This is a genomic window from Dendronalium sp. ChiSLP03b, assembly GCF_034531165.2.
Lineage (GTDB): Bacteria > Cyanobacteriota > Cyanobacteriia > Cyanobacteriales > Nostocaceae > Dendronalium > Dendronalium minutum.
Genome location: NZ_JAVRBR020000045.1, coordinates 72,017 through 94,904, shown reverse-complemented (window position 1 = coordinate 94,904; position 22,888 = coordinate 72,017). Strand labels below are relative to the sequence as shown.

Here is a 22,888-nt window from a genome sequence, read left to right as displayed (position 1 = left end):
ACAGGAGTTGGGAGTCAGTTATTATTCTCTGTCTCCCTTGTCCACCTTGTCCCCCTCGTCTCCCTCGTCTCTACTTAGACCCAGTACAAGAACTATTAAAACTATAGGCTTCTTGCCAACGTCTAACATTTCCTTTGCCTATGGGGAAGACTTTGGTATCACCGTTAGCAAAAGTTAAACGTGCCCGAATTTCTTTCTCTGGTGCGGTTCTGAGCATATTAGCGGCATCGGGACTGATGGCAAATGACGTGTCTGTCATATACCAAGTACTAGAGCGTGTATATTTCGTATTGTTTTCGTATACGGTGTATGTGTATTTTCCGGAAAACCCTCTGGGTTTGGTAGCTTGGCTTTGAGTGAGTTGGAGAATTTGATCTCCAATGCCTAATTCTATGAATTTGGGAACGAGGTCTTCTAAATCGGCTTGACCATCAGGTGGAGCTGATTGGACGATCATTTTGACAAAGCACCCTTCGATTTTGCTGCCCCACAAGGAAACTAATACAAACCTGCCGGGGCGGGGACTATCAAAGGGACTTTTGAATAGACCTCCAGATCGATCTTCTCCGTGGCGATCTAGTACTACTTTCCCTAAAGCGGAATTGACAAGACTATCTTTGATATTGACAACTTCATCAAAAGGTAAACCACTACCAGCCCAACGCATTCCATCAACAGTATCTAGCCGATCTTCATCGATTGAGGTTTCGGCGATCGCACTTCCAACACACAAGTTAAGCAATGCTGGAGCCAATAATAAAGCGAAAAGGCTGGATTTTAAAAACTTTTGCAACATTGTATTTACACTCAAAATATAAAAGTTTGATATTTAACAACGTCTGCCAGGACAACCAAATCCGGCAGTTCCCTCTGAACCATCAATTGTGCGCGGTCTTCCGATTAGGGGAACATTAGAAGACGGGTCTGTAAAGCTTTTTGGTGGAACTTGTGTTATTGGCGGATTTTGAGTTGTCACTCCCAAATTGCTGCCTGTTTTGGAAGCAGTAAAGATTTTGATGGGAATTCCAAGATTAAAACCTACCTTTTGACCGTCATTATCTCTTGCGCCCCTGCCATGAATGCCAATTAAATGCCCATTTTCATCCAGTACGGGGCCGCCACTCATGCCCCGATGAGTATTGTTGTTGTAAATTAGGACGTAACCTTCCTGGGGCTGGGAATTTGTACCGACAATCTCTCCCCTGAGAACCAGCACGGTACGGGCTTCGATTCCTTGCACTGGTTCCGGTGCACCAGAGACATAAACGGTTGTGCCTTCGGTCGCTGCATCTGAATTACCGATGGTAGCAATGTTATATTTTTTACTACTAGTAAACTTTAATACTGCTAAGTCCACTCCTGGCAGTCGCTGAACGAGATTCGATTTAACTTCATATGTGCTGCGATCGCGAGTCTGAACTGTATAGGTTCCTGCTTCATCGACAACATGTCCATTGGTAAGAACGCTGTAAGTGTCACCTTGTTGGTGAATTATCACCCCAGAGCCAAGCTTGGGGCCACTAATTACGACTGTAATTTGTTTCGCAATATTACTGACATCTTGAGCAGTTAATGTGACAGCTATTTCTGGCTGCCCAAATGCGATCGCTATGCCAATAATTACTGATGTTATGCCACGGTCGAGCCTCATTATCTGACCTCTAATCAGCCTAATGTAATACACGAGATTCTTTGGTTTTTACGGATTTTGGCATTAACTGCACTACCTTCTCTATCGGCACAGCCCAACTCAGTCCAATAATCATCTGATGTAATCGTTCGGTTACGTTGGAGCCATCCTGAAATACAGAAGGAGCATCCCACAAAGGATAAGCGTGCATTCCATTCACACCCACCACCTCACCCCGATAATTCAAGAGTGGCCCGCCACTCATGCCGTTTTCGATATTATTGGTGTAGCCTAATTGATAGCCCCCCTCCAAAGGTTTGGATAGCACTAACGAAACCTTACCTGTAGTCAAGACCAAGCTTGTTTCCTGAGATTCCTCTTCAGTAGCGGGAAACCCCGCAGCGAACACTTCATCCCCAACTGCTGGACGAGAACCTAGGGCTGCCGCAGTATAGATAGTGCTTGGACTTTGGAATTGCAATAATGCCAAATCATTTTTCCCAAAGTTCCAGTCTTGAGGTAAATTAGCGGTATAAATGCTGCCATCCGGTGTTTGCACGCGATAGGGAGAGTCCCCTGCTTGCAGCACATGAGCGCTGGTTAATACTGTGTAAAATACACCTTGTTTTTGCAGTATAATCCCTGAGCCTAAGAAATCTACTGACAACACTTTGACAGTGATGGACTGAGCCTGGAGGTGAAGTTTTCTTGACTGAGAAATTTTGCAACCAGAGGTTGTGCATGGGGCAGAAACACTAACAACTGGTGCCGATGCCGATAGTATCATTGATAAACTGCCAATCAAGACAATCGGTGCCAATCTATGCCAATCCATCTGAGTTTATGGGTAATCCAAGGCTGCGAAAGCATCAGAGGGTATTACCCTAATCTTGAATGGAATCACTACTTGGCTCCTCTGTGGCATTATTTATGTACCGATCGAATTCAACATTCAGCGTGTCGCCACCACCACTTTCATTGAGGACATTTCCAGCCACTAAGCCACGACGATTCAATAGTCTTCGTACAGTATCTTTGGCACTACTGCCACGCTTGAGAGTAAATAACAAATTGTTATCCGTACAAGCAGCGTTGTAACTATTGGCAGCGCACACCACTGGTTCACCTCTGAGCGTCCCAGTTCTGATGTACTTGAGCGTACCGTTATCATAACTCCTTTGAAATCTACGAGATACCTCTTGACAGCGGCGTTCAACTGGCCAATCTCGGGAAAAGTAATCCTGGGAAATCCATTTAATCATCGGCACTTTCCGCCCATCTTGGGTACGAGCAAATGTTATCGGTATGCCCTTGCTCTTTGCACAGAAAAAGGTAGTGCCTCCCGCATAGCTAGGCTGATTGATGGTTGCACTTGTGGTAAATATAGTCAGAGAAGCTATTGCAACCCCTGTCAATCCTTGACTAGAGAACCTCAATCTCATAGTTAATGCCCAAATTCCTAAAAAATATTGAGTTTATTACTGAAACAGCCAAATTTAATTGACGGTCAATACTAAGTATTTGCTCCAGGAAACTGCCATAATAGGTTACATAGATACTGTACTACTAATTGTGTTACTTTGAGGTATAAGCAACTCTTCATGTGAAGGCTGTATGTTACATCTAAGTCAATATAATTTTTCATTTATTGATTGACATTCATCAGATAAAATGTTAAGTAAATAACGAGAAAACGCTTCAGCATCTCCAAACATAAAGTTTATAAGTATAAAAAGTAATGTATTTATATAGTAGTTGTACAATCTACACAAGATTGAAATAAACTGATTTCCTAATATATTCAATCATTTTTTACAAACTCTGTAGCTGTGAATATTTACTAGTCCATCACAGCGGAATAGGGAACTTTCAAAGAAAAATATCTTTTTGTAATTGTTGTTTGTTGAATGTTAACTGTTAACTGTTCGCAGTTAACAATTTCAAGCTAGATAATTAAGAAAATAGAGGTAAAATAATTAATATTGGTCAGTTTTAAATTGTACGAACAATGAACCAATGGTTTTCAGAAACGCCAGAAAGAGCTTTATTAAAAGCATACAAGGCTGCTCAGACAATTAAAAATATTGAAACAGAACATTTTGGTAACCAAAAAATATCTGCTGAGTCAGCAAATTATACCGAAAATGTCATGTCTTATTGGCAAGGATGTCTGGAGCAAAACTTAATTATTATTAAATTGAGGTTAGCAGAATTTCAATTTAGTCGTTCCATACTCAATCTTTCTAATCCAGCTTTGTTAGAAAAATTAAAATTTATTGATGAAGTCATAGATAAGTATACTTTTAGAAATGAGCCAGTTAACAATACTTCAGTTTCGGAAGATGTAAACGTTAACCAGGATGAAGCTAATAAACAATCAGATTCGTCTAATCTGACTAAAGTTCAGCCTATCTCTCAAAAAACGGGAGCATTTCCTCGATCTATTGGTAGAACGATTAATAAAATTAAGTCAGATTTTACTCCTCAAGCGGAAGAGCAATTTGTTAAGAATTATCAGATATCGAGAAATCGTACCAGAATTGCTTTAAAATTTTTGTTAACTTTAGTTATCGTACCTCTTTTAACGCAGCAGTTATCTAAACAAATTTTGATAAATCCGATAGTAGAACGTGTTAGAGGTCATGCTGAAACTCAAATTTTTATCAATTCGGAAATGGAAGAAAAAGCTCTTGGGGAGTTAAAGAGTTTTCAAGTAAAACTCAGGTTGGAAAGCTTAATTAACCAAGAATCGCCACTGTCTGTAGATGCAACTGAAGCAAGTTTGAAACAAAAAGCAATTGAAATAGCTGAGGTGTTTCGTCATAAAAGTAGTGAGGCTATTAGCAATGTGTTTGCTGATATACTCTCATTGATTGCTTTTAGCATAGTAATTGCTAATAGTAAAAGAGAAATTGTAATTGTGAAGTCTTTCATAGATGATACAGTCTATGGTCTGAGTGATAGCGCCAAAGCTTTTTTAATTATTTTATTTACAGATATATTTGTAGGATTCCACTCACCACATGGATGGGAGGTAATTCTCGAAGGGCTGGCAGAACATTTGGGACTTTCAGCAAGTAGAAATGTAATATTTATGTTTATTGCTACATTTCCTGTGATTTTAGATACTATATTTAAATATTGGATATTCCGCTATCTTAGTAGGTTATCTCCTTCAGCACTAGCCACATTAAAAGAAATGGACGAGTGATCGGGAATATTTGCGATCGCAATATGTAGCTAATCACCAGAGGTGCAAAGCTTGGATGATACAATCACAGAACCAACATGCGATCGCTTACTCACGCGTTATTCATCTCAGTCATGTAATTGACACGGCTATTCCTCAATGGCCTGGCGACCCTCCAGTAGAATTTACAACCGTTGCAAAATTGCCAGAGAATGGTTATTACTTGCGGTGTTTTTCTTTAGGAGAACATAGCGCTACTCATATCAATGCTCCTAACAGTTTTCACAGTTTCGGTGTGGGAATTGACCAATACTCTGCTCAATCACTGGTTGTACCTGCAATAGTCATAGATATCCATGAAGCCGCAGCAGTTTATCCTGACTATGCCCTCACTATTGCCGATATTCTGGTCTGGGAAGAAAAATACGGCAAGATTTCTCCTGATAGCTTAGTGCTACTTAATACTGGCTGGCAAGATAAGTGGTTGGATAAAAATGCATTCTTCAACCGAGATGCTCAAGGAATTATGCATTTTCCAGGGTTTGGCAGTGACGCTACCCGTTTCCTACTTCACGAACGGCAAATTGCTGGCATAGGAATTGATACTCATGGTGTAGACCCGGGACAGGATGATAGTTTTACCACTAACCGCCTGGTATTGGAACAACCGCGCATTGTGCTAGAAAATCTTACAAATTTACATCAGTTGCCACCTCAAGGTACTACCTTAGTTATTGGTATTCTTCGGTTGCGGGACGGTTCGGGTTCTCCTGCTGCTGTTTTGGCATTAGTGCCTTGATTTATCAGCCCTTTGGGCAAGGCAGTCCTAATGAAAAAATTTCACCGCTATGCATGAAAAAGGGAGAAGGGAGAAATTCCCCCTACACTCTCTTTCAAGTCAGATGGCAGAAAGCAAAGACAAAGAGATAGTATTTGTTTTTTGGTGATTCCCAGGATTGAGCCAAGAGGCCGACAATCTTGCCTCCTGCCTTTCTTCAAGTGTGGCAGTTCTCATTTAGATTGAGCTACAATGCACTCCACTAGGGCAGTGTAGGGTCTACTTAATACTCAGTTAGTAATGTTGCCTTATGAAGCAGCAGTAGTTCTGCACTATCCCTTTTAAGAAATTGGAATTTGATTATGACTTTGCTAACTTGCTGCAATTATATCGATGGTCAATGGTTGAGTGCCGCAGCAGGAACCATCCTAGAAAGCCGCAACCCCGCTTTAGTGCATGAAGTCGTTGCTACCTTTCCCCGTTCCCAAGCTGATGATGTGGATACAGCGGTGGCCGCAGCCCGCAAAGCTTACCACAGTTGGCGAAAAGTTCCTGCCCCAGCTAGGGCAGAGTACGTTTTTCGCGTCGGGGAACTATTACTCCAGCATAAAGAAGAACTTGCCCAGTTAATCAGTCGGGAAATGGGTAAACCCTTGACAGAAGCAAGGGGAGATATTCAAGAAGGCATTGACTGCGCTTTTTATAGTGCTGGTGAAGGGCGGCGACTATTCGGGCAAACTACGCCTTCGGAAATGCCTAACAAATTTGCGATGACGGTACGGATGCCTATAGGAGTTTGTGCCTTAATTACTCCTTGGAATTTCCCTGTGGCAATTCCTTGCTGGAAAGCCATGCCAGCTTTAGTCTGTGGTAATACGGTGATTCTCAAACCGGCGGAAGATACCCCAGCCTGTGCGACTAAATTGATTGAAATTTTTGCTGGCGCAGGTTTGCCACCCGGAGTAATTAACTTGGTGCATGGCGTAGGTGAAGAAGTAGGAAAAGCTTTAGTTGAGCATCCCGATGTTGATTTGGTGTCTTTTACTGGTTCTTCCCAAACAGGTGCTTATGTTGGTGCGACTTGCGGACGCACTCACAAGCGTGTCTGTCTAGAGATGGGCGGCAAAAATGCCCAAGTGGTGATGGAAGATGCTGACTTGGAATTAGCACTAGACGGTGCTATTTGGGGAGCTTTTGGTACTACCGGTCAGCGGTGTACGGCTACTAGTCGCTTGATTTTGCATCGCGACATCAAAGAAAAATTTACTACCATGCTCCACGAGCGTACTACTAAGTTACGCTTGGGTGCTGGCAATGACTCTGATACGGATATCGGCCCGATAATCAACGAAAGACAACTCCAACGGGTGAGCCAATATATGGATATTGCCCGTGAGGAAGGAGCAAAGGTATTAATTGGTGGGGAAATTGCCAGTGATGGCTCCCTCAAACATGGTTACTTCTTTCAACCGACCATTTTAGATTGTGTCACTCCCGATATGCGCGTCGCCCGTGAAGAGATATTTGGGCCAGTAGTAGCATTAATTGAGGTTAACTCTTTTGAAGAAGCGATCGCCATCCTCAACGATAGCAAGTATGGTCTTTCTTCCTCAGTGTATACCCGCGATATCAACCGAGCTTTTACTGCCATGCGCGATATCGAGGCAGGTATCACCTACATTAACGGCCCTACTATTGGTGCTGAGGTACACTTGCCCTTTGGTGGTGTTAAACAAACGGGTAACGGACACCGCGAAGCTGGAACTACAGCTTTAGATGTTTTCACAGAATGGAAGAGTGTTTATGTTGACTTTTCAGGAAGTTTGCAACGCGCCCAGATTGACAATCGTGGCTAATACCGTTCACGGTTTGAAAGATTACTAAAATATGAACCTTGACAATTAAATAAAGATTTTTCATGTTAAGTGATGTTATCTGAGCGGGTCATGCGATTGCTAAAATCCTGATTCTGTCGTTGGCCCTCTCAGATAGCTTACTGTGTAAGGTTTTAAAAAGATAAGTAAGATAGAAGAAAACTACACCAACGCTAATCAAAAACGTTCTTTTGATCGACTCTAATAAAGAGTTGATTTGACTACTACCCTAATGGGAACAAGAGGTGTAACGTGACAATTACCCTAAATCACACTATAGTGCCAGCATACGACAAAGAAGCATCGGCACGATTCTTTGCGCAAATCTTTGGTCTAAAGGTTGAAGCCCCTGTCGGTCACTTTGCTGCTGTGCATGTCAACGACCAGCTGACATTAGACTTTGCCGACAGAGAAGAATTCGAGTCGCATCATTATGCATTCTATGTCAGTGATGAAGAATTTGATGCCATCTTCGCACGGGTTAAAGATGCAGGTTTGGAATATAGTAGCGATCCCATGCATCAAAATAAAGGTCAAATTAATTATAGAAACGGAGGTCGTGGCTTTTATTTCTACGATCTTGATGGTCATAATTTAGAAATTTTGACCCGTGTGTAGAGATTTCACTTGAGTTCAATAGTGCTTAGTGAGAAATTAATCTAAATGAGTCACCACATAATTCGTAGTAATACTGTTCCTTTGTGAACCCGTACCAAACTGTCTTAAATCTCTGATTTTTTGGCACGGCAGTTGCTACAACAAATAGGCAGCCGCCCATGCGGCTGCCTCAACACGAGACCGGCTCTGCAACGCACTGGCTCGTTCTTAGCGGTTCGTTTTTGATAAACGAAAAATGGCTAATAGCTATTCGACAGTTAACGATTAGCTATTAGCCATTAGCAATAATTCAGCCTACAACCCTTTTGATTGTTCAGTAGCGATTGCGCTGACTTGAGTGCTATTAATTGTTGTTGCTTGCAAAATTGCGGTGTGGGAGATAGACGCGTTAGCCAGTTTAAACAGGGGATTTGACAAAATCCCTGCTATGGAAGTGGCGATTAAAGTAACTATCAGCCCCACCTGCAAAGGTCTGAACCCAGGCAAATTCCAACGCACTTCGGGATAATTCTTCACTACGTCGGACATTTCGTGTGGTTCTTTGACTACCATCATTTTGACTACGCGAATGTAGTAGTAGATGGAGACAACACTGGTAACTAAGCCCAGTAAAACTAATCCGTAAAGACCAGCTTGCCAACCAGCCCAGAATAAGTAAATCTTGCCGAAAAACCCAGCTAGTGGCGGAATACCACCTAAGGAAAGTAGGGAGATACTTAACCCCAGTGTTAAGAGTGGGTCTTTTTGATATAAACCTGAGTATTCGGCAATCTGATCCGTTCCAGTCCGCAGAGAGAACAGAATGATGCAGGTAAAACCGCACAGGTTCATGAACAAATAAACCAGCAGGTAAAATATCATGCTGGCATATCCTGCTTCAGTACCAGCAATCAAGCCAATCATCACAAACCCAGCTTGAGCAATGGATGAATAAGCTAGCATCCGTTTCATGCTGGTTTGGGCGAGGGCGACAACATTACCCAGGATCATACTGAGAACCGCAAGGGCGGTGAAGACAAATCTCCACTCATCAGCAACGAGGGAAAAGGTTGTCGTTAGTAAGCGGATGGCTAGAGCAAAACCGGCTGCTTTGGAACCAACAGATAAAAAGGCAATCACTGGAGTGGGTGCGCCTTCATAAACGTCTGGTGTCCACTGGTGGAATGGTGCAGCAGAGATTTTAAAGCCAATACCTGCAATGACAAAAACCAGGGCAATTACCAAACCTAAAGATTGACCAACGTTAGCATTAGCAATGCCATCAGCGATCGCCCTCAGTTCCGTTTGTCCGCCTGATAGTCCGTACAGCAGGGAAACGCCGTATAAAAATACTGCTGTACTAGAAGCTCCAATTAACAGGTATTTTAACGCCGCTTCATTGGAACGGGGATCGCGCTTGGTATAACCTGTTAGCAAATAAGAGGAAATACTCAGGGTTTCTAGAGAGATGAATATCATCACCAACTCACTAGCCCCGGATAAAAACATCCCTCCTAGGGTAGCAGTCATCAAAATGGCGATGAATTCTGCTAAAGCGGTGCCACTCTGCTCAACGTAGCGAATTGACATCAATATAGTCACAACGGCAGACAACGCCACGATCCCGCGAAAGATAATACTGAGGTCGTCACTGTTAAACTCACCGCTAAAGGAGATGGGATTGGGATTATCCCATTGAAAATACAGGGCGACAATCGAAGCAAGTAAACCTGCGATCGCTAAATATCCAATCCAACGTGAGGATGTCCGCCCCAAAATCAAATCAACAATCAAAACCCCTAAGAGGGTGACAATTACAATTCCCTCTGGCAAAATCGTTCCAGCATTTAACTGGGATGCAAGATTAGCAAAATCCATGAGATGTATAGGTTTTGGCGATTAGACATTAAGGCTAGCTGAGTTAATTCTATCTATTGTTCTTGGCCAAAGTTGCATTCAATTTTATATGTGAGCGTACAGACACGATTTCGTAAAAGCGACTGATCGCAGATGAAATGGCGCATCTGACCAGACATCGATACTATCTCTACTATCCTTACTATCAGATTAAATTATGCTAAAGTTTAGAACCGGAAAACTACATTTCAATAAATAAATCACTCTTTTTGGTTGTTGACGCATAATGGATTACAGATAATTATCAAAGAGTGATTTTCACACAAATAAGCAGGCCAGTTATTTACTGAACTGCTTATATACAAATATGCAGGCCAGTTATTTACTGAACTGCTGATTTTAAAATAATTTGCGCTTGGCAAATGCTTTTTATGCCTTTGCCTTGCTGAATGGTCTCAAGACTTAATACTGTCGCGAGTATCCACCACTATTTTTTCCCCAGCCACCACTACCGGAGCGAGTAGTTTTCTCCTCCCTTGGTCTAGCTTTATTTACTTTCATTACACGCCCCATCCATTCGGCACCGTCCAGAGCTTGAATGGCAGCATCTTCTGCGGCTGATGATTCCATTTCTACGAAACCAAAGCCCCTAACGCGACCCGTTTCCCTATCTGTAGGTAGTTGAACTCGCGTTACAGTGCCGTACTCGGAAAATACCTGAGTCAGTTCTTCTTGTGTGACGTTGTAGGATAGGTTCCCTACGTAGATTGACATGAAACTCTCCAGAATCCATTGATGCAGAGATGTTCATCCGGAGAGCCGCTTGCAATTATTACTAAAAACAAGAACCGTATCACCGAACTTAACTTCTCCAAATGTATGCTAGCACAACTTTTATAATTACCAAACTTGATTGTGTTCAGCTGTTCCTATATGTGGTAGGTGGTGTCCTTTTTAACTATATTTACTATTGATTAAACTTATTATTCAATTGAAAAATTAGGTTTGTATAGAAAATCCCTCTGGAGCAATTCCCCAATTTACCCAGCAAATCGCCTCCTGTGCTGATTTCGTATCAGGTGGAACTCGCAAAACATGAATAAATCCCATGCTAGGACAAGTCATTTTTAATAGATAAATTGGTTCTTCATCAACATCGGCATTGATTTTCAATAATGTATATTCAGCCCAAGTATCTAATTCTATTGCCTGTAATTCTTGGCAAATTCGAGCGTAACCAATACCTTGAATTAACACTCGCCGCAGTTCGGCATTTTTCTCTGTTAAAAGCCATTGAGTTTGCCATTGATGCGGTTGGATTTTGCCGTATTTTTCCGGCAAGGTAACACCATGATAAGAGTACAGGCTAAATCCATCGGTAAATTCAATGGCTGGTTCGCCTTCTGCGTGGAGGCGATTTTGGTTGTCGAAACGGAGTTGAAGCGGGCGATCGCATATAATTGCCACTTTCTCAAAAGCAAAAATCCAGCCACATTCTGTAATTAATGATTCAAAAAACTGAAATTTTGTTACATCACAATCAAAATTTAACACTTTAAAACTAAAATCATGTACGCTAGCTCCTATAGTTTTTTGATTTGGTTGCCAGCAGTATAAATAAAAATTCTCTACATGAGATTCTAAACGTTTTTTTAGAGAAAAGCATAATCGATTTCCAATCCGACTCTGTAATTTTCTCCAGGGTTTATTTAGTAGTTTTTCATGAATTTTAATAAGTAATTTGGGCTTGAGATGTCTATAGAATAGTCTATGTCCATCATTCCAACCGTTACTATGTAGCTCCAAATAAAGATGCTCGTATATTGTAGTATCTGCTATTCTCTGAAATATTGGTGATTTTATTAATTCGTCATGAAAACATATTTGCTTTCCTATCAGTTCTGGTAGTGGCTGAAAAAATTGTTGTTGCTTTTTTATTCGGCTTCTAGAGAATTTATTTAATCTACTAATAGTTGAAAATTCAAATTTCTGCTTCAACCGATCGATTTTATCCAGAAATATCTCACTAAAAGCAGCATACGGACTATCACAAAAAATAATGTCAGGCTCTTGGAAACCAAAGGCATTATAAGCAATTTTTAAAGCTTGAGAGGCTTTCTCTCGATCAATCCGCTCAGTTGAAAGTGCTACTTTTCGCCACTTCTCCCGATAAACTGGAATCAAAGCTTCTTGCTCAGGTGTAAGTTTATCAATCAGCGACATATCGCCAACCTTCAGGCTCGTATTCTCGCTGAATTTTCACCATCCAATGACCTTGAGGAATTGCAATGGCTTTATGTTCTTCATGAGTTAGCAACGCATTTGGTGAAAATACACGCAGATACAGCGTGCCATCTTTTTCTGATAATTCTGCTTGACCTTCAGAAATACTATGTTTGTGTCCCGTAACTTCGCCTTCTGCCAAAATTAAATGATGTATCTTTTGTCCTTCAACCTGCTGCACAGGCAATAAGATGACATCACCTTGACGAATTGCTTGCATAGTTTTCCCTCCAAGATAGGTATAAACTCCACTTCGCTTTTATTCTCAAGTTTGGTTTAATTTTGGCACAGCCTTTGTGGAAATGGGGACTAAGGACTGGGAACTAGGAAAATTACTTCCTCATCTCCCTCCTGTCTCCCCTCCTCCCCTGCTCCCCTGCTCTCTCACTTGCCAATCATAGAAGGTAACACCGTATTACACTTGCGGGGTATTTTAAAAACTGTAGTCGCCAATTATGACCCAGATAAGTTAAAGATTGAAATAGTTGGCAATTCAAACCCAGCGTTTCTCTAAGAAAGACTGCGCCGTAAGTAAGCGCGAATTTTCGCCCTAGCGAGCAGTTTGTGTAAGGATTAAATCACAGCCCTAAGCTTGATTGAAAAAGGATGAAGATGAAACAAGAAAGCGGTATTAGTCCCACAAAAGGATAAAGAATGGAAAATTTCATAATTCATAGTCTGGGTGCAACACCTTGCGCCTTTCATACTTCACCTTTTAGTTGACGTTTTATCTTGACATTTCGCCTAAATTGCCTCAATTTGACTGTTTAGCTTAGCAGCTACTCTTTTTCCTAAAATTTCCATGTCAACTCTCGTCATCGTCGAATCTCCAACCAAAGCTCGTACCATTCGCAACTACCTGCCAAAAGGCTATCGGGTGGAAGCGTCTATGGGTCATGTGCGTGACCTCCCGCAATCGGCTAGTGAAATTCCCGCCGCTGTCAAAGCAGAAAAATGGGCGCAGCTGGGGGTAAATGTGGATGCCGACTTTGAACCGGTATATGTAATCCCAAAAGATAAAAAGAAAGTTGTCACCCAACTCAAAGATGCGCTCAAAGATGCAGAAGAATTGATCCTGGCAACGGACGAAGACCGGGAAGGTGAAAGCATTAGTTGGCATTTGTACCAGTTGCTGAAGCCAAAAGTTCCCACAAAGCGGATGGTGTTTCACGAAATTACCCAAGACGCTATCAAAAAAGCTTTGAAAAACTGCCGTAACATCGATGAGCAGCTAGTTCGTGCCCAAGAAACGCGGCGAATTTTGGATCGATTGGTTGGCTATACTCTGTCTCCGCTGTTGTGGAAGAAAATTGCCTGGGGATTATCCGCTGGGCGGGTGCAATCTGTGGCCGTGCGACTTTTGGTAAATAAGGAACGCCAACGCCGTGCTTTCCATGAAGGTACTTATTGGGATTTGAAAGCTTACTTAGAGCAGCAAAAAAATCCCTTTACTGCTCAGTTGGTGACAGTGGCAGGCACGAAAGTGGCAACTGGCAGCGATTTCGACCCAGCAACTGGTAAAATCGCCGCTGGCCGCAATGTAGTATTGCTTTCCGAAGAGGATGCCGTAGCCCTCAAAGAACGCCTGACTGATAAACCTTGGAGTGTCACGGATGTAGAGGAACGCCCAGTAACGCGCAAACCCGCACCACCGTTTACTACTTCCACACTGCAACAAGAATCCAACCGCAAACTGCGCCTTTCAGCGCGAGACACCATGCGGATTGCCCAGAATTTGTATGAGCAAGGATATATTACCTACATGCGTACAGATTCGGTGCATTTGTCAGATCAGGCGATCGCCGCTGCTCGTAGCTGTGTAGAACAACTTTACGGCAAACAATACCTCAGCCCCCAACCCAGGCAATATACCACCAAATCCAAAGGCGCTCAAGAAGCACACGAAGCCATTCGTCCGGCGGGTAGCACTTTCCGCACTCCCCAAGAAACTGGTTTGAGCGGTCGGGAATTTGCTGTCTACGACTTGATTTGGAAGCGCACTGTTGCCTGCCAAATGGCTGACTCTCGACAAACTCAAATTACCGTACTCCTGCAAGTTGAAGATGCAGGTTTCCGTTCTTCTGGCAAGCGCATCGACTTTCCTGGATACTTACGCGCTTATGTCGAAGGTTCAGACGATCCCGAAGCAGCATTAGAAGATCAAGAAGTAATTTTGCCCAGCATGAAAGTTGGCGATCGTCCAGATTGTAAAGATCTAGAAGCAGTTGGTCATGAAACCCAACCGCCAGCTAGATACACCGAAGCTACTCTAGTAAAAACCCTAGAAAGTGAAGGCATCGGTCGTCCCAGCACCTACGCCAGCATCATCGGCACAATTATTGACAAGGGTTATACCCAATTGGTGAATAACGCTCTCATTCCGACTTTCACGGCTTTTGCCGTTACTGACCTATTGGAAAAACATTTCCCGGATATCGTCGATCCCAGCTTTACTTCTAAGATGGAGCAAACCTTGGATGACATTGCTGAAGGTCAAGTCGCCTGGCTACCTTACTTGCGGGACTTTTATTTGGGAGACAAAGGTTTAGAAACTCTGGTTAGAGAACAAGAAAATCAAATTGATGCCACTAAAGCTAGAACGGTAGAACTGGAAAATTTAGCAGCTAAAGTCCGTATCGGTAAGTATGGACCTTACATCGAAGTCGAAAATGGAGATGGTGTCGTCACTGCCTCCATTCCTAAAGACTTGACCCCAGCTGACCTTGACCCCAAACAGGTAGAAGTAATACTACGCCAAAAAACTACTGGACCTGACCAAGTTGGTCGCCATCCCGAAACTGGCGAACCAATTTACGTGAAAATTGGCACGTATGGTCCATACGTTCAGTTGGGTGATAAGTCCGATGAAAATCCCAAACCAAAACAAGCTTCCCTACCCAAAGGTGTCACCCCAGAAACTGTTACCTTAGAAATGGCTGTTGGTCTTTTGGCACTACCCCGAACATTGGGTGTACATCCCGTCACTGGTGGCAAAATCCAAGCAAGTTTAGGACGCTTTGGCCCTTATGTAGTTCATGACCAGGGTAAAGAAGGAAAAGACTATCGCTCCTTAAAAGCTGCCGATGATGTTTTGACAATTTCTCTAGAGCGGGCATTAGAATTATTATCCGAACCGAAAAAGGGACGTAACTCCAGTAATGGCAAGTCTAAGGCAGCCTTACGCGAATTGGGCGCACATCCTGATGATGGGTCACCAGTAAATATCTATGATGGCCCCTACGGCCCTTACATTAAGCATGAAAAAACTAATGTCAGTATCCCAGAAGGTCAATCGGTTGAAGACATAACGCTGTCTACAGCACTAGAATTGTTGGCGGCTAAAGCATCGACAACAAAATCTACTCGCAAAACTAGTAAATCAACAAGTTCGAGAACCAAGTCAACCGCTAAGTCATCAACGACCACTGCAAGAAAAAAAGATACAAAAGGTTAGCTCGTGTCAGTTGTTATTTGTGAGGCAGTGCCTTGGGGAGATATTGCGTTGGTGTTAGCCTAGCGGTAGCTACGTAGGAGCGTCGGCAGCCCCGTCTTGGCGGTTTCCGTCGTTAGCGCAGCTTCATAAAGAATTGGTATGAGACGCTAAAAGCGAACGAGCGTTACGAGCATCTGGGGGACTGCCGCAAGGGTTTCCAAGGCACTCCGTTGAAGTAACTGCCGTTGGCTTTGCCGACTTGTAGATGCTTCTGCGGCTACTCTACTTTTCTCCTAAGGTTGACGCTCTTGCTAGCTAGCTTGCTTAAGAGCAGGGGTACTAGAACGGCTTTGCCGAATGAGTTCTCCGAACGACTACCCGCAGGCTAGCAACTGCCTAAGCCGGAGGGTCAGTTGTTTTTTCCTATTGACTACTGACCACTAACGACTGAACTAATGACTATTGACTATTAATACAAAATACCCATCCTTGGTAGGATGGTGTCTTGTAGGTTGCTAATGTGATACTCTAAAAAGTAAGGGAAATCACAACACCAAATTTTTAGAAGTGGCTTATGCTCAAAATTAAGGTGTGTATAGCCCGCTTGCAAGCCAGAGGTGCAAAAATACGCTAGTTTTTGCGTAGCTGTTAACTAAAATTTGAGGTAGTATCTCAGGAGCAGTCAGTTCAATGGACTATATAGAAAAGGTGCTGGAAAAGCTTAAGGAATTGGCACGCAAGCTGATTGAGGCTCTACTCGGGCCAGAGGCTGAGCCGGAACCGGAACTGATTCCGATTCCTGTGAACGATCGCTCGCGTCGCCGCTAAAAGCTAAAAGGTACTGAACTTGACATTGCCACCCTTGAGCATTTTGGCGCTGCACGGGCCAAATCTGAATATGCTTGGACACCGAGAACCAGGAATCTATGGTTCTTTGAGTTTGTCTGAAATTAATCGTCTGTTAGAAGAAGAAGCATCAAAATTACAGGCGAGTATTATTTCAATGCAGTCAAATCATGAAGGGGTTTTAGTAGATACTATTCACGAGGCATTAGAGAAACACCAGGGGATTTTGATTAATGCTGGGGCTTACACACATACTAGTGTAGCGTTACGGGATGCGATCGCGGCTGTTAACTTACCTACAGTAGAAGTGCATCTCAGCAACATTTACCGCCGTGAAGAATTCCGCCATCATTCTTACATATCTCCAGTAGCTATCGGACAAATCAGCGGTTTTGGCGTTCAAAGCTACTTGTTGGGTTTACAGGCATTAGTGCATCATTTAAGAGAGAAAAGTTAGGAGTTAAGAATTAGGAGTTGAGAGTTAGCTGTCTTTCATTAATTTTTCACTTCTCACTTCTCACTCTTAACTCTATATAATTTATGCGCCACTCACTTGTAAGTCGGTTTAGAGGTACTTTACTGGGGGTATTACTGGGGCAAAGTTTAGCAAAAGACTACGAGTCTCAAAGTTGCTTTAGTTTAAGTAAAGTGGCGGTTTTGGGTACCGAGAGTTTGATTACTCTGGGCAAACTAGATTTAAATGATTGGCTAGAGCGTCAGCAACAAAAATCTCTTCATTTAGATACAAATGATGATGTCTCGCCACAAGCTATACTTGCCACAATACCAGTGGCACTTTTTTTTCACGAAAATAAAATCAAGCTGCGACAAAACTTGCTACGTGTGTTAAAAATCTGGGCGAATGACCCAGTTATTCAGGATGCAACACTAGCTGTAGGGTATGCGATCGCTCAATCTCTCACTGAAAACCTCGAACCTCGAACCCTGATCCCACAAATAATTTCTTTTCTCGGAGAAACGTCGACACCATTACCAGAGCAATTATTAAAAGTCAATGATTTGTTAGAGCAAGGAGCTGGTTTAGAAAGGGTGCAAGCCGAGTTAAGTCAAGAAGAAAAGTGGAGTAATGCTATTGCTATGGCATTTTACTGCTTTCTGAGTACCTTAGAAGACTTCCGTCTAGCAGTTTTGCGGGCTACTGACAATGGCGATGTTTGGAGGCAAGACGCTTGGCCTTTACGCTCGCAGATTATAGGTGCAATTACAGGAGCTTTATCAGGAGCTTACAACAGCACTGCGGGTATTCCCGTCAAGTGGCAGGTTTCGCTCTCGCCAGCCAATTCAACAGCTTGGGAACTGACAAGTTTTTCTCAGATGCTAAAATTGGCAGATGCACTTGTGGCTGTATGGTCAGGAGTGTATAGTATTGCTCCATATTCAAGCGAGTTTCAAAAAGAGGGATTTGTGATGTCTGAAGAACAAGCTCTGCTCTGTGTTTATGCAGCTCCTCGCGTTATCCGATCGCGTTAATGTTATTATCACCGTTTAATAGTATAGGTGCGAAATACTGAGTGTTACCAAACCAGTCACTGTCAAACTACAATTTCAAATCACCCTTAACCAATTCCGAACACTGAAACCTCGAACGCACCGCCACCCCTTAGAACTTTTCTTAGGATTGTCTTGTTTTGAGTTATCAAAGTAAGCAGCCAAAGGTAATGAAAACGCAGCGATTTTTTCAGTCTTTCAGCGAGCAATTGACTTACTGGCGACGACAGTATGAAGCACTACGCCGTAAAAGAAAGTTGCTTGGGACGCTGAGAAGTGAAAGTGGCAACAACCGACGTAGAGGACTTAAAAGGGATATTTTCAGTTATATAATTTTATTTTTATTAAAAATTAGTGGCAACAGCGAACACCAAAAACGAGAAATAGCGCTCGGATCGATGGCAAAATCAGTCAAAAATCACGGTGGGATTGATACATCAGGTTTAGGCTGGATTCATGAACAGCGCTCTTCCGTTGTTTTGGCGATCGCAATCGTATCTCTCACAGGCGTTATGGGGCACAAGTTGTACAACCAACCCCAACTGAAAGTCGGGACTCCCGCACCACAGACAATTAAAGCGCCCTATACTGATACCATAGAAGACAAAAAAGAAACTGACGCTCAGCGCAAAGCCGTTAGTAAAAGTTCTATGCCAGTTTTGATGATTGATACGCAAGTCACTGAAAAAATCAACCAAAATTTGCAACAACTTTTAGCTCGGGGCAACGAAATTCGTACTACTGCTGGGTCTTTTCCCTTTTTTGACACTTCTGTTTTGTCTGTATATATTCAGCATTATCTACGCTCTTGTTCTGTCTCGGAATGGCAAGCACTACTGGCGGCTGTAGAAAATACCAGCAAACAAAAGCTAAGATTGTCACTTCCCAAGCAGAAGATTAGAGGATTACAAAATTCTCCAAACTCCGTACTCCCCACTCGGAGTGCTGACTTTACTCAAGCATTAGCAGAACTAGAAGCTTACCGCGTTACGACTTCAGAGCAAAATTTGTCCTCTGTGATTATCCAAATTTCCCAAGCACGCCAAGCATACGCCCAAGCCAGCGTCCAATTTTTACAACAAGAGATTACCAACTCGGAATCAGAGACAATATATAACGAAACTATCCTTCTAGACTTGTTAGATGACGATTGGGCAAAAACACAAACGGGAATTCGCCAGAGTGCAGAACGGATTCTCACCCAAGGCATTCCCTACGGACTACCGCCAAGTATTTTACAAAATGCAGTAAGTTTACAAGTACAAGCACTTGTACCAAAAAACGCCGAACCATTGGCAACTAAATTGTTGTTGGCTGTGCTGCAACCAAATTTGAAGAAAGATGAAGAACAAACTAAACAACATGCACTACAGGCGGCTGCTGGAGTGACACCAGTGATGGTGGAAGTGCGGCAAGGCGAGGTAATTGTCACCAAAGGAAAGCTGATTACTGCCTGGCGCTTTGATGTCCTGGAGCATTATCAACTGATTCGCCGAGAGAATAACTGGCTAGGGTTGGCGAAGTTGGCAGGATTTGTGACGGTTGCAATTGGTATTTTTGTCTGGGTAGAAAAACGGTTTAAGTGCCAAGTGCGACAACGCGATCGCTTGTTGGTGCTGCTGCTTACACTAAGTACGCCAGGAGTGCTAGCGATGGGTATACCATATACAACCTGGAGTGCCGTAGGTTTGTTGTTGGGTAGCTTTTACAGACCGACTTTGGGTGTAACCGTTGTAGTATTAATGTTTCTATTACTACCAGTAAGTTTGGAAGTCAGCACGATCGCGCTTTTGGCTGGTGCGGCCGGAGGAATATTGGGCAGTTGCATAGCACAAAGACTGCGAACGCGTGAAGAACTGGCATTATTGGGTATTGCCATAGCTTTAACTCAGGGTGGTGTTTACCTAATTGCTAAGCTGATGGTTGGTGCAGCATTTGGAGTTGGTTGGTATCTCGTACTTCAAGAAGCGGGGTTATTTGCTCTGTCCGGTTTGATCTGGAGTATTGTGGCGTTGGGCTTAAGTCCTTATTTGGAAAAGCTATTTGATTTGGTTACCCCCATTCGATTAGCGGAACTAGCAAATCCTAATCGCCCCTTGTTAAAACGACTAGCCACTGAAACGCCTGGCACTTTTCAACATACCCTCTTTGTATCTACCCTTGCCGAAGCTGCTGCGAAAAAATTAGGATGTAATGTCGAACTCGTCAGGGCTGGGACACTGTACCATGATATCGGCAAAATGCATGACCCTCTTGGCTTTATTGAAAATCAAATGGGGGGGCCGAATAAACACGAAACAGAGATTAAAGACCCTTGGAAGAGTGCAGAACTGATCAAAAAGCACGTCACTGAAGGGTTAGTGATGGCACGAAAACACCTTCTGCCTACAGCAATTCAAGCTTTTATTCCCGAACATCAGGGAACGATGGCGATCGCCTATTTCTATCACCAAGCACAACAAATGGCCCAGGCAGATCCCAGCATCACAGTAAACGAAGCAGATTTTCGCTACGATGGGCCAATTCCGCAATCGCGAGAGACAGCAATTGTCATGCTGGCAGATTCTTGCGAAGCAGCGCTGCGGTCGCTCAAAGACACGACACCAGAACAAGCATTGACAATGCTCAATAATATCCTGCGTGCCCGCTGGCAAGACAATCAAATGGTTGATTCTGGACTAACGCGGGAAGAAATGACAGAAATTGCCCAAATTTTTGTAGAAGTCTGGCAGCAATTTCATCATAAACGTATTGCTTATCCCAAGTTGAAGCCTAGTAATGAGAAATTGGCTAAAGGCTAAGAATTGGGGACTGGAGATTGGAAAGAGACAAGGTAGAGTGGGAAGACAAGGGAGAGGTTTCTTGAATAATTCTTCCTTGTCCCCCCTTGTCCCTCCGAAGTTCGTCGTCCCTAATCCTCAATGTTTCGTACACCAGCCAAAATAAATTTAACCGCTTCTTGAGTATGCTGCTCAATCATTTCTGGACTCAGCAGCTGCAAATCGAGTCTAGTATGCTTGATATTTTCGTAAGCGTTGAAGTATAAATTACAAACCCCCACAATATGGAGGGTGGTAAGAAATGGATCGAGTTGACGAAAGCAACCTTCTGCCATCCCCCGTTCTAAAATCTCGATCAGATAGGCAAAATTTTCTTGCCAATTCCCCTGTTTGAAATACTTTCCCTGATTTTGGTTTGCTTCTTGAAACCAAAGCATCCCTCGGTGCGGGTGTGCAGCTTCGTAAGCGATCGCTTCCTTAACTAGCACCTTCAACGCCTCCTCCGGTGGGAACTGATCCAGATTTAGCTGTTGGAACCCTTCATGCATTTCCACTGCCGGACGTTGCAGAACAGCTTGATATAGCCCTTCCTTGCTCTGGAAATAGTAGTAGATCATCGCTGTGGTTACCCCTGCACCTTTGGCGATCGCTTCTGTCCGCGCCCCACTGAGTCCATGTCTAGCGAACTCTGCTTCTGCCGCATCGAGAATCTGCTTTTTTGTAGCCTCTGCATCCCGCACTTGACGCGGTTTTTTTAATGGGAGTTTTGACTGCGTTGAACGACCCACGGTTCTCTATCCGAATCACCAAAACATCTTAACTAAAAAATTGATTAGTAGTTGACATAGAAGATAGAATTTATTACATTATTAATTAACTAATTTTTTAGTTAGTTATTTTCTCAAAATTCAATAGCGTAGTGACCGAAATTGGCTGAACAATAACCCGTTAGCTTGGTTTTGCTCATCTGATTATCGGTGAAACATCAAAACTATCTTCAACAGCAGAGATAGAGACTTTGAAATAGTACAGAAATCAACAACATTTTAAATACGTTAGAGGCAACATGGAACCGATTCTACCTGGTGCGCCTTGGTTGATTGCTCACAGATCGATGCTAGGAGTGAATAAACCCCATAAAATCACCTTAAACACTCATGATTATGTCATTTGGCAAAATCAAAAAGGAGAAATATTTGCCATTGATAACATCTGTCCGCATATGCAAGCACCTCTATCAGATGGTTGGATATGTCAAGAGAGAGATACTATTACTTGCCCTTTTCATGCACTAGAATTTGATGGACAAGGCAGACTTTACAGAGAAGATAAAAAGGACACTCAGCCAATCACCAAGCCATTAGAGCTAATAATTAGCAACGATTGCATTTGGACGTATGCTGGATTTGAGCCAAAATTGCCCATTCCAGATTTGCATCAGAGAATAGTAGATGAATACGAATTTATTGGAGTATCTGGAGAAAAAAGTATTAAAGGTGACTTTTTGAGTAACATAATGGTTAACTATGACTATAACCACCAAAATGGTACTCATAAAGAACTATTTAAAATTACATCCTGTAATGTTACTTATTTTGAAGAAAAAGGATACTATGCCCAAGTCAAGCAAGAGCTAATAAGAGATAACAACACATTAGGAGAATTGCTCAAAAATCCTATTTTGGGAATTTTACCCAAAATCCTCACTAACACACTAGAATACGCTTTTCCTTCAACTACAGTTTTATTTGCAAAAACGCCTATTGGTAATATTGCTCAAATTCACATCCTTTACCCTGAAGTAGAAAAAAGAACTAAGACATTTATTTTGATGTATGTTCAGGTCGTCAATCCTTTAATGAAGTTCCTGTTTCAAAATTCAGTTTTACAAGCAGCAGCTACAGTTATTGAACAGGATACAGGTGCAGTAGAAAGTTTGTATCCCAAGCAAAAACCAAAAATTAGATTACCAAATGAAGAGATTATGTTTTATGCAGAAAAACTCTACCGGAATTGGTAATTATGAAGGATAAAATTTTATCCTTCATTCTTCATCTTTTTAGGGAACTAGAAAAAATAAATTATCCAATTCCTGCATCCAACACAAGTAT

Annotated in this window: 19 protein-coding genes; 10 read left to right on the top strand and 9 right to left on the bottom strand. The window is 42.6% G+C overall.

The window, feature by feature from the left end; all coding sequences use genetic code 11:
* Positions 1–70: 70 nt before the first annotated feature.
* The 4 genes from RMY31_RS11575 to RMY31_RS11560 are packed head-to-tail and all read right to left on the bottom strand — an operon-like array spanning position 71 to position 3,072.
* On the bottom strand, positions 71–796 hold the full coding sequence (locus tag RMY31_RS11575; RefSeq protein ID WP_322659616.1) for a hypothetical protein: 726 nt from the start codon (positions 794–796) through the stop codon (positions 71–73).
* A gap of 33 nt (positions 797–829) precedes the next feature.
* Entirely contained in the window at positions 830–1,651 is an 822-nt protein-coding gene (locus tag RMY31_RS11570) for a serine protease (RefSeq protein WP_322659618.1), read from the bottom strand.
* A gap of 19 nt (positions 1,652–1,670) precedes the next feature.
* On the bottom strand, positions 1,671–2,465 hold the full coding sequence (locus RMY31_RS11565; protein WP_322659620.1) for a serine protease: 795 nt from the start codon (positions 2,463–2,465) through the stop codon (positions 1,671–1,673).
* Positions 2,466–2,514: 49 nt separating this feature from the next.
* Positions 2,515–3,072, bottom strand: coding sequence for a COP23 domain-containing protein (locus tag RMY31_RS11560; protein WP_322659622.1), 558 nt, complete (start codon positions 3,070–3,072; stop codon positions 2,515–2,517).
* Between the two features lie 566 nt (positions 3,073–3,638).
* On the opposite strand from RMY31_RS11560, the gene RMY31_RS11555 reads away from it, so the two are divergent.
* From RMY31_RS11555 to RMY31_RS11540, 4 genes are all read left to right on the top strand, one after another.
* On the top strand, positions 3,639–4,841 hold the full coding sequence (locus tag RMY31_RS11555; protein WP_322659623.1) for a proton extrusion protein PcxA: 1,203 nt from the start codon (positions 3,639–3,641) through the stop codon (positions 4,839–4,841).
* Between the two features lie 55 nt (positions 4,842–4,896).
* Complete coding sequence (locus tag RMY31_RS11550; protein WP_322659625.1) at positions 4,897–5,619, top strand: cyclase family protein; 723 nt, start codon at positions 4,897–4,899, stop codon at positions 5,617–5,619.
* A gap of 338 nt (positions 5,620–5,957) precedes the next feature.
* A complete protein-coding gene (locus RMY31_RS11545) occupies positions 5,958–7,454 on the top strand; it encodes an aldehyde dehydrogenase family protein (protein WP_322659757.1) in 1,497 nt (498 codons plus the stop codon).
* 270 nt (positions 7,455–7,724) lie between these two features.
* Positions 7,725–8,090 carry a VOC family protein gene (locus RMY31_RS11540; protein ID WP_322659626.1) on the top strand — a complete coding sequence of 122 codons (366 nt, stop codon included), beginning with the start codon at positions 7,725–7,727 and terminating at the stop codon, positions 8,088–8,090.
* 294 nt (positions 8,091–8,384) lie between these two features.
* Here RMY31_RS11540 and RMY31_RS11535 read toward each other — a convergent pair whose 3' ends face one another.
* The 4 genes from RMY31_RS11535 to RMY31_RS11520 form a co-directional block, all read right to left on the bottom strand.
* Positions 8,385–9,947 carry an NAD(P)H-quinone oxidoreductase subunit N gene (locus RMY31_RS11535; RefSeq protein WP_322659628.1) on the bottom strand — a complete coding sequence of 521 codons (1,563 nt, stop codon included), beginning with the start codon at positions 9,945–9,947 and terminating at the stop codon, positions 8,385–8,387.
* Positions 9,948–10,388: 441 nt separating this feature from the next.
* Positions 10,389–10,700, bottom strand: a complete 312-nt coding sequence (locus tag RMY31_RS11530) for an RNA-binding protein (protein ID WP_322659630.1) — start codon at positions 10,698–10,700, stop codon at positions 10,389–10,391.
* Between the two features lie 225 nt (positions 10,701–10,925).
* The gene (locus RMY31_RS11525) at positions 10,926–12,149 is read right to left on the bottom strand and encodes a DUF6745 domain-containing protein (protein ID WP_322659632.1); all 1,224 of its coding nucleotides are present in this window, start codon (positions 12,147–12,149) and stop codon (positions 10,926–10,928) included.
* Positions 12,136–12,429, bottom strand: coding sequence for a hypothetical protein (locus RMY31_RS11520; protein WP_322659634.1), 294 nt, complete (start codon positions 12,427–12,429; stop codon positions 12,136–12,138). The genes RMY31_RS11525 and RMY31_RS11520 overlap by 14 nt, the downstream gene beginning before the upstream one ends.
* 582 nt (positions 12,430–13,011) lie before the next feature.
* Here RMY31_RS11520 and topA point away from each other — a divergent pair.
* The 5 genes from topA (at position 13,012) to RMY31_RS11495 (ending at position 20,798) form a co-directional block, all read left to right on the top strand.
* Positions 13,012–15,663, top strand: a complete 2,652-nt coding sequence (topA, locus tag RMY31_RS11515; RefSeq protein WP_322659636.1) for a type I DNA topoisomerase — start codon at positions 13,012–13,014, stop codon at positions 15,661–15,663.
* Positions 15,664–16,350: 687 nt separating this feature from the next.
* Positions 16,351–16,470: a DNA topoisomerase I gene (locus RMY31_RS11510; RefSeq protein ID WP_322659761.1), complete on the top strand. Its 120-nt coding sequence runs from the start codon at positions 16,351–16,353 to the stop codon at positions 16,468–16,470.
* Positions 16,471–16,495: 25 nt separating this feature from the next.
* The gene (gene aroQ, locus RMY31_RS11505; protein ID WP_322659759.1) at positions 16,496–16,945 is read left to right on the top strand and encodes a type II 3-dehydroquinate dehydratase; all 450 of its coding nucleotides are present in this window, start codon (positions 16,496–16,498) and stop codon (positions 16,943–16,945) included.
* A gap of 83 nt (positions 16,946–17,028) precedes the next feature.
* Positions 17,029–17,979, top strand: coding sequence for an ADP-ribosylglycohydrolase family protein (locus RMY31_RS11500; RefSeq protein WP_322659637.1), 951 nt, complete (start codon positions 17,029–17,031; stop codon positions 17,977–17,979).
* Positions 17,980–18,167: 188 nt separating this feature from the next.
* Positions 18,168–20,798 carry an HD family phosphohydrolase gene (locus RMY31_RS11495; protein ID WP_322659639.1) on the top strand — a complete coding sequence of 877 codons (2,631 nt, stop codon included), beginning with the start codon at positions 18,168–18,170 and terminating at the stop codon, positions 20,796–20,798.
* 110 nt (positions 20,799–20,908) lie between these two features.
* On the opposite strand, the gene RMY31_RS11490 is transcribed toward RMY31_RS11495, so the two are convergent.
* Positions 20,909–21,565, bottom strand: a complete 657-nt coding sequence (locus RMY31_RS11490; RefSeq protein ID WP_322659641.1) for a TetR/AcrR family transcriptional regulator — start codon at positions 21,563–21,565, stop codon at positions 20,909–20,911.
* A 278-nt stretch (positions 21,566–21,843) separates the two neighbouring features.
* On the opposite strand from RMY31_RS11490, the gene RMY31_RS11485 reads away from it, so the two are divergent.
* On the top strand, positions 21,844–22,797 hold the full coding sequence (locus RMY31_RS11485; protein WP_322659643.1) for a Rieske 2Fe-2S domain-containing protein: 954 nt from the start codon (positions 21,844–21,846) through the stop codon (positions 22,795–22,797).
* Positions 22,798–22,888 lie beyond the last annotated feature (91 nt).

Coding starts and splice junctions, on each gene's coding strand:
- RMY31_RS11560 (WP_322659622.1), bottom strand. CDS start 3,072: ATGAGATTGAGGTTCTCTAGTCAAGGATTGACAGGGGTTGCAATAGCT.
- RMY31_RS11530 (WP_322659630.1), bottom strand. CDS start 10,700: ATGTCAATCTACGTAGGGAACCTATCCTACAACGTCACACAAGAAGAA.
- RMY31_RS11565 (WP_322659620.1), bottom strand. CDS start 2,465: ATGGATTGGCATAGATTGGCACCGATTGTCTTGATTGGCAGTTTATCA.
- RMY31_RS11485 (WP_322659643.1), top strand. CDS start 21,844: ATGGAACCGATTCTACCTGGTGCGCCTTGGTTGATTGCTCACAGATCG.
- RMY31_RS11575 (WP_322659616.1), bottom strand. CDS start 796: ATGTTGCAAAAGTTTTTAAAATCCAGCCTTTTCGCTTTATTATTGGCT.
- RMY31_RS11495 (WP_322659639.1), top strand. CDS start 18,168: ATGAAAACGCAGCGATTTTTTCAGTCTTTCAGCGAGCAATTGACTTAC.
- RMY31_RS11555 (WP_322659623.1), top strand. CDS start 3,639: ATGAACCAATGGTTTTCAGAAACGCCAGAAAGAGCTTTATTAAAAGCA.
- RMY31_RS11535 (WP_322659628.1), bottom strand. CDS start 9,947: ATGGATTTTGCTAATCTTGCATCCCAGTTAAATGCTGGAACGATTTTG.
- RMY31_RS11525 (WP_322659632.1), bottom strand. CDS start 12,149: ATGTCGCTGATTGATAAACTTACACCTGAGCAAGAAGCTTTGATTCCA.
- RMY31_RS11570 (WP_322659618.1), bottom strand. CDS start 1,651: ATGAGGCTCGACCGTGGCATAACATCAGTAATTATTGGCATAGCGATC.
- RMY31_RS11500 (WP_322659637.1), top strand. CDS start 17,029: ATGCGCCACTCACTTGTAAGTCGGTTTAGAGGTACTTTACTGGGGGTA.
- RMY31_RS11520 (WP_322659634.1), bottom strand. CDS start 12,429: ATGCAAGCAATTCGTCAAGGTGATGTCATCTTATTGCCTGTGCAGCAG.
- topA (WP_322659636.1), top strand. CDS start 13,012: ATGTCAACTCTCGTCATCGTCGAATCTCCAACCAAAGCTCGTACCATT.
- RMY31_RS11550 (WP_322659625.1), top strand. CDS start 4,897: ATGATACAATCACAGAACCAACATGCGATCGCTTACTCACGCGTTATT.